Source organism: Neoroseomonas soli (assembly GCF_018129065.1).
GTDB classification, from domain to species: Bacteria; Pseudomonadota; Alphaproteobacteria; order Acetobacterales; family Acetobacteraceae; genus Neoroseomonas; species Neoroseomonas soli.
In genome coordinates this window covers 132,488-146,232 of sequence record NZ_JAAEDM010000002.1, presented here as the reverse complement: position 1 = coordinate 146,232, position 13,745 = coordinate 132,488, and the positions used below count along the sequence as shown (strand labels likewise).

Annotated in this window: 14 protein-coding genes; 6 read left to right on the top strand and 8 right to left on the bottom strand. The window is 70.0% G+C overall.

The annotated features are described in order from the left end of the window. Window positions 1–169: 169 nt before the first annotated feature. The 5 genes from GXW76_RS01480 to GXW76_RS01460 all read left to right on the top strand — a co-directional run bounded on the left by GXW76_RS01480 (window position 170) and on the right by GXW76_RS01460 (window position 4,254). Window positions 170–919 carry a DUF1194 domain-containing protein gene (locus tag GXW76_RS01480; protein ID WP_211860206.1) on the top strand — a complete coding sequence of 250 codons (750 nt, stop codon included), beginning with the start codon at window positions 170–172 and terminating at the stop codon, window positions 917–919. A 336-nt stretch (window positions 920–1,255) separates the two neighbouring features. Then, window positions 1,256–1,834 carry a pyridoxamine 5'-phosphate oxidase family protein gene (locus GXW76_RS01475; RefSeq protein WP_211860205.1) on the top strand — a complete coding sequence of 193 codons (579 nt, stop codon included), beginning with the start codon at window positions 1,256–1,258 and terminating at the stop codon, window positions 1,832–1,834. Continuing rightward, window positions 1,831–2,079 carry a DUF3253 domain-containing protein gene (locus GXW76_RS01470; RefSeq protein ID WP_211860204.1) on the top strand — a complete coding sequence of 83 codons (249 nt, stop codon included), beginning with the start codon at window positions 1,831–1,833 and terminating at the stop codon, window positions 2,077–2,079. The genes GXW76_RS01475 and GXW76_RS01470 overlap by 4 nt, the downstream gene beginning before the upstream one ends. Window positions 2,080–2,084: 5 nt before the next feature. Continuing rightward, window positions 2,085–2,516 (top strand): DUF1499 domain-containing protein, encoded by a 432-nt coding sequence (locus GXW76_RS01465; RefSeq protein WP_246513830.1) that lies wholly within the window; start codon window positions 2,085–2,087, stop codon window positions 2,514–2,516. Between the two features lie 10 nt (window positions 2,517–2,526). Further along, complete coding sequence (locus GXW76_RS01460; RefSeq protein WP_211860202.1) at window positions 2,527–4,254, top strand: ABC transporter ATP-binding protein/permease; 1,728 nt, start codon at window positions 2,527–2,529, stop codon at window positions 4,252–4,254. Between the two features lie 77 nt (window positions 4,255–4,331). On the opposite strand, the gene GXW76_RS01455 is transcribed toward GXW76_RS01460, so the two are convergent. Next, window positions 4,332–5,321: a Bug family tripartite tricarboxylate transporter substrate binding protein gene (locus tag GXW76_RS01455; protein WP_211860201.1), complete on the bottom strand. Its 990-nt coding sequence runs from the start codon at window positions 5,319–5,321 to the stop codon at window positions 4,332–4,334. Window positions 5,322–5,393: 72 nt separating this feature from the next. Here GXW76_RS01455 and GXW76_RS01450 point away from each other — a divergent pair, with 72 nt between their 5' ends. After that, the gene (locus GXW76_RS01450; protein ID WP_211860200.1) at window positions 5,394–6,143 is read left to right on the top strand and encodes an aspartate/glutamate racemase family protein; all 750 of its coding nucleotides are present in this window, start codon (window positions 5,394–5,396) and stop codon (window positions 6,141–6,143) included. Window positions 6,144–6,146: 3 nt separating this feature from the next. On the opposite strand, the gene GXW76_RS01445 is transcribed toward GXW76_RS01450, so the two are convergent. The 7 genes from GXW76_RS01445 to GXW76_RS01410 all read right to left on the bottom strand — a co-directional run bounded on the left by GXW76_RS01445 (window position 6,147) and on the right by GXW76_RS01410 (window position 13,742). Next, entirely contained in the window at window positions 6,147–6,980 is an 834-nt protein-coding gene (locus GXW76_RS01445; RefSeq protein WP_211860199.1) for a flagellin, read from the bottom strand. Between the two features lie 159 nt (window positions 6,981–7,139). Continuing rightward, window positions 7,140–7,931 carry a cold-shock protein gene (locus GXW76_RS01440; protein WP_338150862.1) on the bottom strand — a complete coding sequence of 264 codons (792 nt, stop codon included), beginning with the start codon at window positions 7,929–7,931 and terminating at the stop codon, window positions 7,140–7,142. A gap of 119 nt (window positions 7,932–8,050) precedes the next feature. Then, window positions 8,051–9,313 carry an NAD(P)/FAD-dependent oxidoreductase gene (locus GXW76_RS01430; protein WP_211860198.1) on the bottom strand — a complete coding sequence of 421 codons (1,263 nt, stop codon included), beginning with the start codon at window positions 9,311–9,313 and terminating at the stop codon, window positions 8,051–8,053. Further along, the gene (locus tag GXW76_RS01425) at window positions 9,310–9,960 is read right to left on the bottom strand and encodes a 2-hydroxychromene-2-carboxylate isomerase (RefSeq protein ID WP_211860197.1); all 651 of its coding nucleotides are present in this window, start codon (window positions 9,958–9,960) and stop codon (window positions 9,310–9,312) included. The genes GXW76_RS01430 and GXW76_RS01425 overlap by 4 nt, the downstream gene beginning before the upstream one ends. A gap of 5 nt (window positions 9,961–9,965) precedes the next feature. Continuing rightward, window positions 9,966–10,370: an AtzH-like domain-containing protein gene (locus GXW76_RS01420; protein ID WP_211860196.1), complete on the bottom strand. Its 405-nt coding sequence runs from the start codon at window positions 10,368–10,370 to the stop codon at window positions 9,966–9,968. A gap of 103 nt (window positions 10,371–10,473) precedes the next feature. Beyond that, window positions 10,474–11,265 (bottom strand): FAD binding domain-containing protein, encoded by a 792-nt coding sequence (locus GXW76_RS01415; RefSeq protein ID WP_211860195.1) that lies wholly within the window; start codon window positions 11,263–11,265, stop codon window positions 10,474–10,476. 86 nt (window positions 11,266–11,351) lie between these two features. Further along, complete coding sequence (locus GXW76_RS01410; RefSeq protein ID WP_211860194.1) at window positions 11,352–13,742, bottom strand: xanthine dehydrogenase family protein molybdopterin-binding subunit; 2,391 nt, start codon at window positions 13,740–13,742, stop codon at window positions 11,352–11,354. Window positions 13,743–13,745 lie beyond the last annotated feature (3 nt).

Below are 13,745 nucleotides of genomic sequence, written 5' to 3'. Positions count from 1 at the left end.
CGCTGCATTCATGGCGCTTATGCCGCTTTTGCCGGCAAGTTCCCCTTGAAGTCATGGAATTTCGTGTTGCAGCGCACAAAATGGTTCCTTAGTTGTACCTGCAAGCCCTTCTGATGCGAGGGCGACGGGCAGGAAGCTCCGGGATTCACGGACCTATGAGAGGGTTCCGATGTCTCGCTTCCTGTCGCGCCGCCACCTGCTGGCCGCCGGCCTCGCTGCCCCGGCCCTGATCTCCACCCGCAGCGCCCGCGCCGCCGAGGAGGTGGACGTCGAACTGATCCTCGCCGTCGACGTCTCCCGCTCGGTCGATGCGGAGGAGATGGAGATGCAGATGCGCGGCTATGCCGAGGCCTTCCGTGACCCGCGGCTGGCAGATGGCATCGCCGGCGGCCCGCTCGGCGCCATCGCCGTCACGCTCTTCGTCTGGTCGGACTGGAACATCCAGGACACGCTGGTCCCCTGGATGCGGCTCGACGGCGCGGCGACCTGCGAGCAATTCGCCCGCGCGGTCGATGGCGCCTCCCGCGAGACCTACCTCTACACCTCGATATCGGGCGCGATCGATTACGCAAGCCGGCAGTTCGGCCAGCGCTACGGCGGGCTGCGCAAGGTGGTGGATGTCTCGGGCGACGGGGTGAACAACTCCGGCCGGCCGCTCGCCGCCGCGCGGGCCGAGGCGCTCGAGAAGGGCATCGTGCTGAACGGCCTCGCGGTGCTCGACCGCACGCCGCCGCCCACCACCCTGCTCGCCGGCCTGCCGCCGATCGACGAGTACTACCGCGAGGAGGTGATCGGCGGCCCCGGCGCCTTCCTCATGGTCGCCGAGGGCTACGAATCCTTCTCCGGCGCCGTCCGCCGCAAGCTCATCCGCGAAATCGCCGGCCTCGCCGGCCCGTCGGTGGAACGCGCGACCGCCTAGTGTCCTGATTCCGAAATCCTGCGGACTTCGTTCTCAGGCCACTAGCCTTTGTTTTCAGTCGCCTGCTTGTTCGCTTCGTTCGCTGGAAATCCAGCGAACTTCGCGGGCAGGACACTAGAGTCGCTCCCGTTCGCCCTGGCTCACGGCAACGTCTCCAGACCTTTGTTTTAACGAGCATCTTCACCCGATCAGATGACCCCACCTGATCCGGATCTGCTCTAGGCACCGCCCGAGGGGGCTTGCGTGGCCGACGCGGCACGCCATACCGGCCGGGATGATCCAGACCGTCGCCTCCGCCGCCGCGACCCGCAGCCGCACCGCCCGCGGCATCCCCGCATGACCCCGGCGCAGCCCGCGACGCTGGAGGACACGCTGGCGGAGGCCTTCCGCCTGCTCGCGCGCGGCGCCAGGGATCCGGGCAGCCCCTTCCATACCCCGACCCTCGCCACGGCGGGGCTGGACGGCGCGCCGAACCTGCGCACGGTCGTGCTGCGCGCCTTCGATCCCGCAGCGCGCAGCCTGCGCATCCACACCGATCGGCGCAGCGCCAAGACCGCGGAACTCGCGCGCGATGCGCGCGCCATGCTCCACGGCTACGATCCCGAGGCGCAGGTGCAGTTGCGGCTCGCCGGAGTCGCCACGCTGCACCTCGACGACGCCATCGCCGATGATGCCTGGGCCAGCAGCCGGGAGACGACCCGCATGTGCTACGCCGCCGGGCACGCTCCCGGCGTCCCGCTACCCGCGCCCCCCGCGGCGCCGCAGGACGCCGATGCGGGCCGCCCCCACTTCGCCGCCGTCACGCTGCGCGTGGACAGCCTCGACTGGCTGCTGCTGGCACGCGCCGGCCATCGCCGCGCGCGCTTCGACTGGAACGCGGCCGGCACCCTCTCCAGCACCTGGATCGCACCATGAGCGAACCCGCCATCCGCGAGGCCATCCTCGCCCAGACCGCCGCCGCCGGCACCGGGAAGAGCATCAGCCCCTCCGACGTCGCCCGCGTTCTCTCGCCCGAGGAATGGCGTTCCCTGATGACTCGCATCCGCCGCGAGGCGGTGCTGCTGGCGCGGGAGGGGAAGATCGACATCCTCCGCAAGGGCAAGCCGGCGGACCCGGAGGGCGAGATCCGCGGCGTCATCCGCCTGAGGATCAGGCCGTGATCCCGATGCTGCTGTCGCGCGGCGCGAAGGGCGTGCCGGCGCCCGCGCCGGTGGATTTCGCGACGCTGACGCTGCCCCCCACGCCCAATACCTGCCTGCTGACGCCAGGCACCGCACCGGGCATCGGCCACCTGCACCGGGACCCTTATCCGGTCACGCCGGACCAGGCCTTCGCCGCCATCCGCGCGGTCGGCGCCGCACAGCCGCGCTGCTTCCCCCTCGCCGAGTATCCGGGTCGGCGGCAGGCGCAATGGGTGGCGCGCACGCGGCTGATGAACTACCCGGACATCATCGTGGCCGAGGTCGCGCCGGCCGGGGCCGGCACGGGGCTCTGGCTCTATTCGCGGAGCCTCATCGGCCGGTCGGATTTCGGGGTGAACCGGGCGCGGGTGATGACCTGGCTCGCCGCCTTCGAGGACCGGCTGCGCCAGGGCTAAGGAGACCATCATGCGCCGCCTCGGCCCCTTCCTGCGCGAAGCGTGGGCGCTCGCCCGCCCCTACTGGTCCAGCGAGGACCGTTGGCGCGGCCGGGCGCTGCTCGCCGTCGTGGTCGCGCTGAACCTGTCCCTCGTCGGCATGACGGTGCTGCTGACCTACTGGCAGCGCGCCTTCTACAATGCGCTCGAGGCCAAGGACTGGGACGGTTTCGTCGCGCTACTTTTCACTTGGCACCGGACGGACGGCGAGGGCTGGCTGCCGGGCTTCGCCATCGTCGCCGCGCTCTACATCCTGATCGCGGTCTATCAGTTGTATCTGCGCCAGGCGCTGCAGATCCGGTGGCGGCGCTGGCTGACCGAAGTCTACCTCGCGCAATGGCTGGACGGCCGCGCCTATTACCGCATGGCGCTCACCGACCCGGTGACGGACAACCCCGACCAGCGCATCGCCGAGGATGCGCGCATGTTCGTGGACGACACGCTGTCGCTCGGTCTCGGGCTTATGAACTCGGTCGTGACGCTCGGTTCCTTCGTCATCGTGCTGTGGTCGCTGTCGGGGCCGCTGAACGTGCTGGGCGTCGATATCCCGGGCTACATGGTGTGGGTGGCGCTGGTCTATGCGCTGCTCGGCACCTGGCTCGCGCACCTGATCGGGCGGCCGCTGATCGCGCTGAACTTCACGCAGCAGAAGGTGGAGGCGGATTTCCGCTACGCCCTGGTCCGCTTCCGCGAGAACGTGGAGGGCATCGCCCTGTATGGCGGGGAGGCGGATGAGAAGCGCGGCCTGACGCAGCGCTTCCGCGCGCTGATGGAGAACTGGTGGGCGATCATGACGGCCACCAAGCGCCTGACCTTCTTCACCGCGGGCTACACGCAGGTGGCGATCATCTTCCCGATCGTGGTCGCCGCGCCAGCCTACTTCGCCGGACGCATCCAGTTGGGCGGGCTGATCCAGACGAGCAGCGCCTTCGGCCAGGTCCAGGGCGCGCTGTCCTGGTTCGTGGACAACTACGCGCGGCTGACGGAATGGCGTGCGACGGTCGAACGCCTGACCGGCTTCACCCGTGCCGTGCAGGCGGCGCGCACGGCGGAAGCCGGGCCGGTCGCGGCCGCGGGCGACGCTGCGGGCCTCACGCTGCGCGACGTCACGCTGGCGCTGCCCGACGGGCGCGTGCTGCTGGACAAGGCGAGCGCGGAGATCGGACCGGGCGAGGCCGTGGTCATCACCGGCGCCTCGGGTTCCGGCAAGTCCACGCTGTTCCGTGCCATCGCCGGGATCTGGCCCTTCGGCGGCGGGCGGGTCGAGTTGCCCGCCATGGGGCGCGCGTTGTTCCTGCCGCAGCGGCCCTATATCCCGCTCGGCTCGCTCAAGCGCGCGGTGTGCTACCCGGAAGATGAGGCAGGCTTCACCGACGCGGCTGTCGCCGAGGTGCTGGAGGCCGCCGAACTCGCGCACCTCGTGCCTCGCCTGCACGAGGCCGATACCTGGGACAGGCGGCTCTCGGGCGGGGAACAGCAGCGGCTGGCGCTGGCGCGTGCGTTGCTGCTGAAGCCGGACTGGCTGTTCCTCGACGAGGCGACGGCGAGCCTGGATCCGGGTGCGGAGGAACGCCTCTACGCGCGTATCCGGGAAAGGCTCCCCGCTACGTCGATCCTGTCCATCGCGCACCGCCCGGCGGTTGCGAAGTTCCACGACCGCGGCCTGCGCCTGGAAGACAAGACACTGAAAGCGGGCTGACCCCCCTCCGCCATCAGTTCCAAAAAACCAAAAAAGGATGGGGGCTCGGGGGAAGTTCCCTTCCCCCGACCTTCCTTTCAGTCGACCGTCGCGCCCGACCGCCGCACCACTTCCGCCCAGCGCGCCACGTCGCGCGCCATGGTTTCGCGGAACTGCTCCGGCGTGTTCGGCGCGACGGGCGGGGTGATGGCCTGGTTCTCGATCAGCCAGGCGCGGAATTCGGGGGTCGCGATGATGCGGTTCACCTCGGTGTTCATCCGCCGCAGGATCGGCTCCGGCAGGTGTGCCGGCGCGAGCAGCGCATACCAGGTCGAGGTGTCCATCGGCTGCGTGCCGCAGGCCTCGGCGACCGTCGGCACGTCCGGCAGGGCGGCCAGGCGTTCGCGCGTCATCACCGCGAGCGGCCGCACCTGGCCCTGGCGGATCGGCCCCATCGCCGCGCCGGTCTGGTTGAAGAACACGTCGGTATCCCCGCCGAGCAGCGACGTCATCGCCCCGGGCTGGCCGCGATAGGGGACGTGAAGCAGGTCGAGTCCCGTCGCCACCGCGAACTGCGCCCCGGCGAGATGGGTGGAGGCGCCGTTGCCCGTGGAGGCGTAGGTCACCGCCTGGGGCCGCACGCGCGCGGCCGCGATCACGTCCTGGCAGGTGCGGTAGTTCGGCCGCTTCTCCGGGCTGACGATCATCACGTTCGGCACGTCGCCCAGCAGCACGACCGGCGTGAAATCCCGTATCACGTCGAAGGGCAGGCGCCGGTAGAGCGAGGCATTGATCGCATGCGTCCCGGCCGTGCCGAACAGGAACAGGTACCCGTCCGCCGGCTGCTTCGCGACGTATTCGGAGGCGATGTTGCCGCCCGCGCCCGTGCGGTTGTCCACGACCACCGGCTGGCCGAGGGCGCGGGACAGCGGTTCCGCCAGCCGACGGGCATAGATGTCCGTGCCCGCCCCGTTCGGGAAGCCGCCCATGATGGTGATGGGGCGCGACGGCCAGGGGGCCTCCTGCGCCAGGGCAGGCAGGGCGGTGACCGCGGCAAGGGCGGCGGCTAGCAGGGGGCGACGCAACATGGTCCGGGTCTCCTCGGCAGTGGCGGAAGGGCGGCTGGGCCAGCGCGCGCGGAGGCGCTAGCCTGCCCGGCCATGAACGCTCCCTCCCCTGCACCGAGCCTCGCGCGGATCGCGCGTGGCGGGAAGTCCATCTATGGCGCGCCGCTCGGCATCCTGATGCTCGAGGCGCGGTTTCCCCGCATCCCCGGAGACATGGGCAATGGCGAGACCTGGCCCTTCCCGGTGCTGTTCCGCGTGGTGCGCGGCGCGACGCCGGAACGCGTGGTGCTGAAGGGTGCGCCGGGCCTGCTGCCCGACTTCATCGCCGCAGCGCAGGACCTGGTGGACCTCGGCGCCGAGGCGATCACGACGAACTGCGGCTTCCTCTCCCTGTTCCAGAAGGAACTGGCGGCGGCGGTGGGCGTGCCGGTGGCGACCTCCTCGCTGATGCAGGTGCCGTGGGTGCAGGCGACGCTGCCGCCGGGCAAGCGCGTGGGCGTGGTGACGGTCAGCAAGGGGTCCCTGACGCCGGCGCACCTGGAGGCGGCGGGCGTGCCGCTCGACACGCCGGTGGTCGGCACGGAGGGCGGGCGGGAGTTCTTCCGCGTGCTGATCAGCGCCGAGAAATCCGACATGGACGTGGCGCTCGCCGAGCAGGACATCGTCGAGGCCGGGCGCGCGCTGGTGGCGGCGCACCCCGACGTCGGCGCCATCGTGCTGGAATGCACCAACATGCCGCCCTATGCCGCCGCGCTGCAGGCCGCGGTGGGCCTGCCCGTGTACGACATCTATTCGATGATCACCTGGTTCCACGCCGGGCTCAGGCCGCGACGCTTCGGGTGACGCTCAGCCCCGGAAGAGACTGAGCAGCGACTGCGGCGCCTGGTTGGCGATGGACAGCGACTGGGTGCCGAGCTGCTGGCGGATCTGCAGCGCCTGGAGCCGCGCCGATTCCTTGGCGAGGTCGGCGTCGATGAGCGCGCCAAGGCCGCCGTCCAGCGCATCGAGCTTGTCGCGGTTGTAGCCGATCTGGGCATCAACGTAGCGAGAGTCGGAACCGTACTGGTTCAGCGCATTGGCGATGACGGTATTGACCGCGCCCCAGTCGCCGCCCGCCGCGAGGGCCGCCTGGGCGGTCGCCGCATCGGCCGGCGTCGTGGCGACGACCATGGTGCCGGCCGCATCGACGGAGGTCAGCATGTAGGTGGTGCCGGACTCGTTGCGCGTCGTCGTGATGTCCCCGCCCGCCGGCGCTGCGGTCGAGAGCAGCGTGCGCCCATTGTACGTGGCGTCGTCGATGAAGTTCTGGATCTGGGTGCGCAGCGCCTCGTACTGGGCGCCGTACTGGGCGCGCTGGTCGGCATTCAGCGTGTCGTCCGCCAGGCGGACCAGCGTCTCGCGCACCTTGATCATGGTGTCGGAGACCTTGTTCAATCCAGCCAGAGCGGTGTCGAGCACGCCCTTGACGCCGCCGAGCTGCTCATTGGCGGCGGTCAGGCCCGCCACGTCCGCGCGCACCGCCTGCGCCACGGCGAAGGCAGCGCCGTCGTCCTTCGCGTCGGAGACGCGATAGCCGGTCGAGACGCGCTTCTGCGTGGTGTTCAGCGCCTCATTGGTGCGGTTGAGCGACTGCAGCGCCACCATGGCGCCAAGATTCGTGTTCACCGAATTCAGGCTCATTGGGATCTTCCCTTCGCAAGGGCGGGATATTCCCGCCGACGCCTCACTCTCGCGTCCGAAGGTGAAAGGATCGCTAATCGCGCCGGTGAAAACGGGCGCGGGCAAGAAAAAGCCCCGCGGCCTTGCGGCAGCGGGGCTTTTCCGGGCTGATCCGGAGGATCAGTCCTTCATGTTCACGGCCTGACGACCGCGCTGGCCGTCGCGCACCTCGAGCGAGACCTTCTCACCCTGCTGCACGTCCTGCTTGCCGGCGCGCTGCAGGACGGAGGAATGCAGGAACACGTCCTGCCCGCCATCGTCCGGCGTCACGAAGCCGAAGCCGCGGACCTGGTCGAACCACTTGACCGTGCCGTTGATATCGTAGGTCGGCCCACCCTCGTCGCGGCCGAACTCGCGGCGCGGCGGACGGTCGCCGAAGGCGCGCGGGGGACGGTCGCCGAAGCCACCACCACCGCCACCGAAGCCGCCGCCACCACCGAAGTCACGGCGCGGGGGACGGTCACCGAAGCCGCCACCGCCACCGAAGTCGCGACGCGGGGGGCGATCGCCGAAGCCGCCACCGCCGCCGAAGTCACGGCGCGGGGGGCGATCGCCGAAGCCACCACCGCCGCCGAAGTCGCGACGCGGCGGACGGTCGCCGAAGCCGCCACCGCCGCCGAAGTCGCGACGCGGCGGACGTGCACCGGCACCGGCACCGCCACCTTCGCCGCGCTTCAGCTCGACGATGCGAGTCACGAGACGGCGGCCCTGCCGGTCCGTGCCGATCTCGCAAACCAGCTTGTCGCCGGTGTCGGGCGGTTCGATTCCCGCCTCGGTCAGAGCCGAGGCGTGGAAGAAGACGTCATTGCCGTCCGGCCCGAGGACGAACCCGAACCCTTTCCGGCCATTGTACCATTTCACCTCGGCCTCGATCGGCCCGGCGCCACCCTGGTTATCGATATCGGAAGACACGTTCCTGAAGGTCCACGAATAACAGGCGATCCTGCGGGATGCAGGTTCGCTATGTGCCAGGATGGCACTGCCCGGACCTGATTGCGAGAAAAATCCGGGCCCGGCCTCCGACCCGCGCCTCAGGCGAATCGCCGCGGATCGAAAGCGCCGATCGGGATCTCGGGCGGCCGCCCGGAGAGCAGGTCTGCGACCAACCTGCCCGTCCGCGCCCCGGCCACCAGTCCGGTATGGCCATGGCCGAAGGCATGGATGACGTCGGGCGTGGCGCTGGCGGGGCCCAGGCAAGGCATCCCGTCCGGCATGGACGGCCGGTGGCCGAGCCATACCTTCACCCGCTCCGCCGGCAGGTCCCGCGGCAGGCCGGGGAAGCAGCGCAACAGGTGGTCGCGCAGGATCTCGGCCCGCTTCCAGTTCGGCGCCGCCTCGAGGCCGGCGATCTCCACCTGGCCGGCGCAGCGCAGGCCGTTCCGCGTGCGCATGATGGACATCTTGCCGTCGGAGGGCATCAGGCCATGGCGGGGGGAAACCTCCGGGTCGGCGAGTTCGGCATGGTAGCCGCGCTCGGTCTCGAGCGGCACGACGTCACCCGCCGCGGCCGCGAGCGGCTTCGCATGGGCGCCGGCGGCAAGGACCGCGGCATCGGCGGGGATGTCGCCCCCGTCGGTTCGGACAGCCTTCAGGCGCCCGCCCTCGATCGCGAACCCCGTGGCGGCGGCGCGGCGATGCTCCGCCCCCTGTGCGACGGCATGGGCGACCAGCGCGGCGGTGTAGGCGCCGGGATCGGTGCAGTGGCCGCCTTCCTCGACCATCACGCCGAAGGTGTAGCGGCGATCAAGATCGGGCTCCCGCTGGCGCAGTTCATTGGCGTCCAGTTCCAGCCACCGCACGCCGACCTTGTGGCGGATCTCCCAGGCCATGGCCTCGGCCTCGAAATCGGCGCGGGAAGGATAGACGTAGATCAGGCCGTGGCGTTCGATCAGGTGCCCGACGCCGGCCTCGTCGGCCAGCGCCTTGTGCAGCGCGGGCGCGTCCACCACCAGCGGCCGCAGGGCGCGGGCGGCGGCCTCGACCCGGTCCCAGGTCCAGCCGGCGCGCAGGTAGCGGATCAGCCACGGCGCGACGCGCGGGAAATAGGACCAGCGGATGGCCAGCGGCCCCAACGGGTCCATCAGGAACTTCGGCACCTTCTTCCACAGGCCCGGCACCGCCGGCGGGATCACCGACATCGGGCTGAGCCAGCACCCGTTGCCGTAGGAAGCCGACTGCTCCCCGCCCGGCTCGGCCGGGTCGATGATGGTGACGCGGAAGCCGCGGCGAAGCGCCTCCACGGCCGAGCAGGCGCCGACGATGCCGGCGCCGATCACCGCCACATGGCGTGTCATGATGCGCGTGTCTTCCCGATCACTTTCGAGGGGCCGGACTGCACCTGCTTCCCCGCCAAATGCTGGTCGAGGAAGAAGAGCCGGTCCTGGCCCCAGAGCCAGAGGTCGTCGCAGAAGAAGGTCGGCGCGCCGAACACGCCCCTCTGCACGGCTTCCTGGTTGTTGCGGTCCCATTCGGCCATGACGGAGGGGCTTTCCTCCTCCCGGTGCAGGGCCTCGCCGGGCAAGCCTTCCTCCTCGGCGATGGCGGCGCGCACGCGCGGGTCGGCGATGTCGCGGTCCTCCAGCCAGAGCGCGCGCAGCAGCGCGTGGGACAGCGCCATGGCGTCCATGCCGCGCGCCTGCGCGGCCATCACCATGCGTCCGGCAGGGCGCTGGTCGGTCGGCGGGTAGTGCTTCGGCTTCAGATTGATGGGGACGCCGAGGTGGCGCGACCAGCGATCCAGTTCGAGCGCGTGGTAGTCCTGCCGCGGCTCCGGCCGGCTGCGCAGCGGAATGCCGCCGGTGTGCTTGATGACCAGGCGGAAGTCATAGGGCTTGAGCACCAGCGTCGCGCCGCGGCGCTTCACGATGTCCTGCAACTGTGGGCCGCCGAGGTACATCCAGGGCGAGGAAAGCGTATAGAAGCATTCGACCGTCTGGCCCATGGCGGTCACCCCTTCTGGGTGCGGCCGGGATCGGCCGCGGCGAGTAGCGAGACATGCGCGGAGACGACGCGCCAGCCATGCTCGGGCAGGCGCGCCATGATCTTCGTCTCCCGCCCGATCAGGCCGGTGCCGACGCGCTCGTATTCCAGGTGCGTGCAGGCGAAGTCGCGGCCGAAGGTGGTGATGTGGATGCGCTTCTGGATGCGGGCGGCGTAGGTCTTCACCGTGGCGCGGAAGGCGCGGATGGCGTCGATGCCATACAGGATCTCGGTCACGCCGAAGCGCACCGTGCGCGGGTCCGGCCAAAAGGACGCGTCGAGCACCGCCGTGTCGTTCGTCGCGATGGCGGTCTCGTAGCGGTCGAAGACCGCACGGGCCTCGGCGATGATGTCGGGGTTGTCGATCTCCACGGCAGGGACTCCCGGACTGCCCTGCAAGCATGCCGCGCGCCATCGCGGAACGCAAAAGGGCCGGACGCTGCCGCCCGGCCCCTTCGTGACGCGAGCGGGCAGGTCAGCCGGCGGCCGCGACCGCGCGCTTGGCCATCACGGTCACCAGATGGGCGCGGTATTCGGCGCTGCCATGGATATCGGTGTTGAGGTCGCCCGCGGCCTGCTTGATGCCGGCGACCGCCTCCGGCGACCAGTTGGCGGCGAGCGCCTTTTCCATCTCCGCCTGGCGGAAGACGCAGGGGCCGGCGCCGTTCACCGCGACACGGACATTGCCGCCGGACTTCGAGACGAAGACGCCGGCCATGACGTAGCGGCTCGCCGGGTTCTTCATCTTGGCGTAGCCGGCCTTGTCCACGATCGGGAACTCGATCGCGGTCAGGATCTCGTTCGGCTCCAGCGCCGTGGTGAACATGCCGAGGAAGAAGTCGTCCGCGGCGATCTTGCGGCTGGAGGTGTGGATCGTCGCCCCCAGGCCGAGCACCGCCGCCGGATAATCCGCCGCCGGGTCGTTGTTGGAGACGGAACCGCCGAGCGTGCCGCGGTTGCGCACCTGCACGTCGCCGATATGGGAAGCGAGGTAGGCGAGCGCGGGGATGGCGGCCTTCACCTCGGCGCTGGTCGCCACTTCCACGTGCCGGGTCAGCGCGCCGATGACGATGGCGTTGCCGGCTCGCCTGATCCCCTTCAACTCGGCGATGCCGGAGAGGTCGACCAGCGCCGACGGCTTGTTCAGCCGGTGCTTCAGCGCCGGCAGCAGCGTATGGCCGCCGGAGATCGCCTTCGCGTCCGGGTCTGCCAGCAGCTTCACCGCGTCGGCGACGGTGGCGGGCTTGTGATAGGCGAAATCGTACATCTCGTTTGCTCCTCGCGTCGCAGGCCGGCCGATTCCCGCCTCCGGGCCCTGTGGCCCTCCGGCGATCGGACGGCGGTCCCGATCCCCTACTCCGCCGCCATCCTGCGGCCGCCATTGATGATCTGCCAGATCTTGGCCGGTGTCGCCGGCATGTCCAGGCTCCGCACGTTGAAGTCACGCAGCGCATCCACCACGGCGTTGATGACCGCGGGCGGCGAGCCGATGGCCCCGACCTCCCCGCAGCCCTTCACGCCGAGCGGGTTGTGCGTGCAGAGCGTGGTGTGCGTCGCCACGCTGACAGGCGGCAGGTCGTCCGCGCGCGGCATGGTGTAGTCCATCATCGAGCCGGAGAGCAGTTGCCCGTCCGCGTCATAGACGCAGGCTTCCAGCAGCGCCTGGCCGATGCCCTGGGCGACGCCGCCCTGCACCTGGCCCTCGACGATCATCGGGTTGATGACCCGGCCGACATCGTCCACCGCGGTGAAGTTGGCGACGCTCACCTGGCCGGTCTCGGGGTCGATCTCGACCTCGGCGATGTGGCAGCCGCCCGGATAGGTAAAGTTCTTCGGGTCGTAGAAGGCGGTTTCCTCGAGGCCCGGTTCGAGTTCGTCGATGGGATAGTTGTGCGGGACGTAGGCGGCGACGCTGATGTCCACCAGCGCCTTGGTCCTGTCCGTGCCGGCGACGCGGAAGGTGCCGCGGTCGAACTCGATGTCGTCGACCGAGGCTTCCATCAGGTGCGCGGCGATGCGCTTGCCCTTGGCGATGATCTTGTCCATCGCCTTGACCATCGCCGAGCCGCCGACGGCGAGGCTGCGACTGCCATAGGTCCCCATGCCGAAGGGCACCTTGGCCGTGTCGCCATGCACGACATCGACCTGCGCCACCGGCACGCCGAGCCTGTCGGCCACGAGCTGCGCAAAGGTGGTCTCATGCCCCTGCCCGTGGCTGTGAGACCCTGTTAGCACCGTGACGCTGCCCGTGGGATGCACGCGGATGGTGCCGACCTCGTAGAGGCCGGCGCGTGCACCGAGGCTGCCCACCACGGCGGACGGCGCGATGCCGCAGGCCTCGAGGTAGGTGGAGCAGCCGATGCCGCGCAGCTTGCCGCGCTTGGCAGCCTCGGCGCGCCGCGCCTCGAAACCCGCCCAGTCGGCGGACTGCAGGGCCTGGTCCAGCGTCGCGTGGTAATTGCCGGAATCGTACTGCAGCGCGACCGGCGTCTGGTACGGGAAGGCGTCGGTCGGGATGAAGTTGCGCCGGCGCAGATCGACGCGGTCGATGCCCGTCTCCTTCGCGGCGACATCCATCAGGCGCTCGAGCAGGAAGGTCGCCTCCGGCCGGCCGGCACCGCGATAGGCGTCCACCGGCACGGTGTTGGTGAAGACGGCCTTCACCTCGCAGTAGATCACCGGCGTCGTGTACACGCCGGCGAGCAGCGTCGCGTAGAGGTAGGTCGGCACACAGGGCGCGAAGGTGGAGAGATACGCGCCCATGTTGGCGTAGGTATGCACGCGCAGGCCGAGGAACTTGCCGTTCGCGTCCAGCGCCAGTTCGGCCTTCGAGACGTGGTCGCGGCCATGCGCGTCCGACATGAAGGATTCGCTGCGGTCCGCGGTCCATTTCACCGGGCGGGCCAGCTTGCCGGCCGACCAGGTGACGATCGCCTCCTCCGCGTAGTGATAGATCTTGGAGCCGAAGCCGCCGCCGACATCCGGCGCCACCACCCGCAGCTTGGATTCGGGGATGTGCAGCACGTTCGCGCCCATCAGCAGCCGGATGACATGCGGGTTCTGGCTGGTGGTGGTGAGCGTGTAATCGCCGGTCGTGCGGTCGAACTCGCCGAGTGCGGCGCGCGGTTCCATCGCGTTCGGGATCAGGCGGTTGTTGACCAGGTCGAGCGAGACGACCTTGGCCGCGCCCGCGAAGGCCTGATCCAGCACCGCCTTGTCGCCGATGTGCCAGTCGTAGCAGAGGTTGTTCGCGACGCCGTCATGGATGACCGGCGCGCCGGGCTTCAGCGCATCCGCCATGGTGGCGGCCGCCGGCAGCACTTCGTAGTCCACCGCGATGGCTTCCGCCGCATCGCGCGCCTGCTCCCGCGTCGCGGCGATGGCGACCGCGACGGGGTCGCCGACATGCCGGACCTTGTCCACGGCGAGGACCGGATGCGGCGGCTCGGCCATCGGCGAGCCGTCCTTGTTGTGGATCTGCCAGCCGCAGGGCAGGCCGCCGAGATTGTCCTTCGCCATGTCGGCGCCGGTAAAGACAGCGACCACGCCCGGCATCTTCGCCGCCGCGCTCGTGTCCACGCCCTTGATGCGTGCATGGGCGTGCGGGCTGCGCACGATCCAGGCATGCAACTGGCCCTGGCGGTTGAAATCGTCGGTATAGGCGCCGCGGCCCTGGATGAAGCGAAAATCCTCCTTCCGCCGGACGCTCGCGCCGATGCCTTCGAAGGGTGCCACCACGTTCATGGT

Excerpts from the sequence above, each read along its gene's own strand:
- GXW76_RS01450 (WP_211860200.1), top strand. The coding sequence starts at position 5,394 with ATGAACGCTCCCTCCCCTGCACCGAGCCTCGCGCGGATCGCGCGTGGC.
- GXW76_RS01430 (WP_211860198.1), bottom strand. The coding sequence starts at position 9,313 with ATGACACGCCATGTGGCGGTGATCGGCGCCGGCATCGTCGGCGCCTGC.
- GXW76_RS01445 (WP_211860199.1), bottom strand. The coding sequence starts at position 6,980 with ATGAGCCTGAATTCGGTGAACACGAATCTTGGCGCCATGGTGGCGCTG.
- GXW76_RS01415 (WP_211860195.1), bottom strand. The coding sequence starts at position 11,265 with ATGTACGATTTCGCCTATCACAAGCCCGCCACCGTCGCCGACGCGGTG.
- GXW76_RS01410 (WP_211860194.1), bottom strand. The coding sequence starts at position 13,742 with ATGAACGTGGTGGCACCCTTCGAAGGCATCGGCGCGAGCGTCCGGCGG.
- GXW76_RS01475 (WP_211860205.1), top strand. The coding sequence starts at position 1,256 with ATGACCCCGGCGCAGCCCGCGACGCTGGAGGACACGCTGGCGGAGGCC.
- GXW76_RS01470 (WP_211860204.1), top strand. The coding sequence starts at position 1,831 with ATGAGCGAACCCGCCATCCGCGAGGCCATCCTCGCCCAGACCGCCGCC.
- GXW76_RS01460 (WP_211860202.1), top strand. The coding sequence starts at position 2,527 with ATGCGCCGCCTCGGCCCCTTCCTGCGCGAAGCGTGGGCGCTCGCCCGC.
- GXW76_RS01465 (WP_246513830.1), top strand. The coding sequence starts at position 2,085 with ATGCTGCTGTCGCGCGGCGCGAAGGGCGTGCCGGCGCCCGCGCCGGTG.
- GXW76_RS01455 (WP_211860201.1), bottom strand. The coding sequence starts at position 5,321 with ATGTTGCGTCGCCCCCTGCTAGCCGCCGCCCTTGCCGCGGTCACCGCC.
- GXW76_RS01480 (WP_211860206.1), top strand. The coding sequence starts at position 170 with ATGTCTCGCTTCCTGTCGCGCCGCCACCTGCTGGCCGCCGGCCTCGCT.
- GXW76_RS01425 (WP_211860197.1), bottom strand. The coding sequence starts at position 9,960 with ATGGGCCAGACGGTCGAATGCTTCTATACGCTTTCCTCGCCCTGGATG.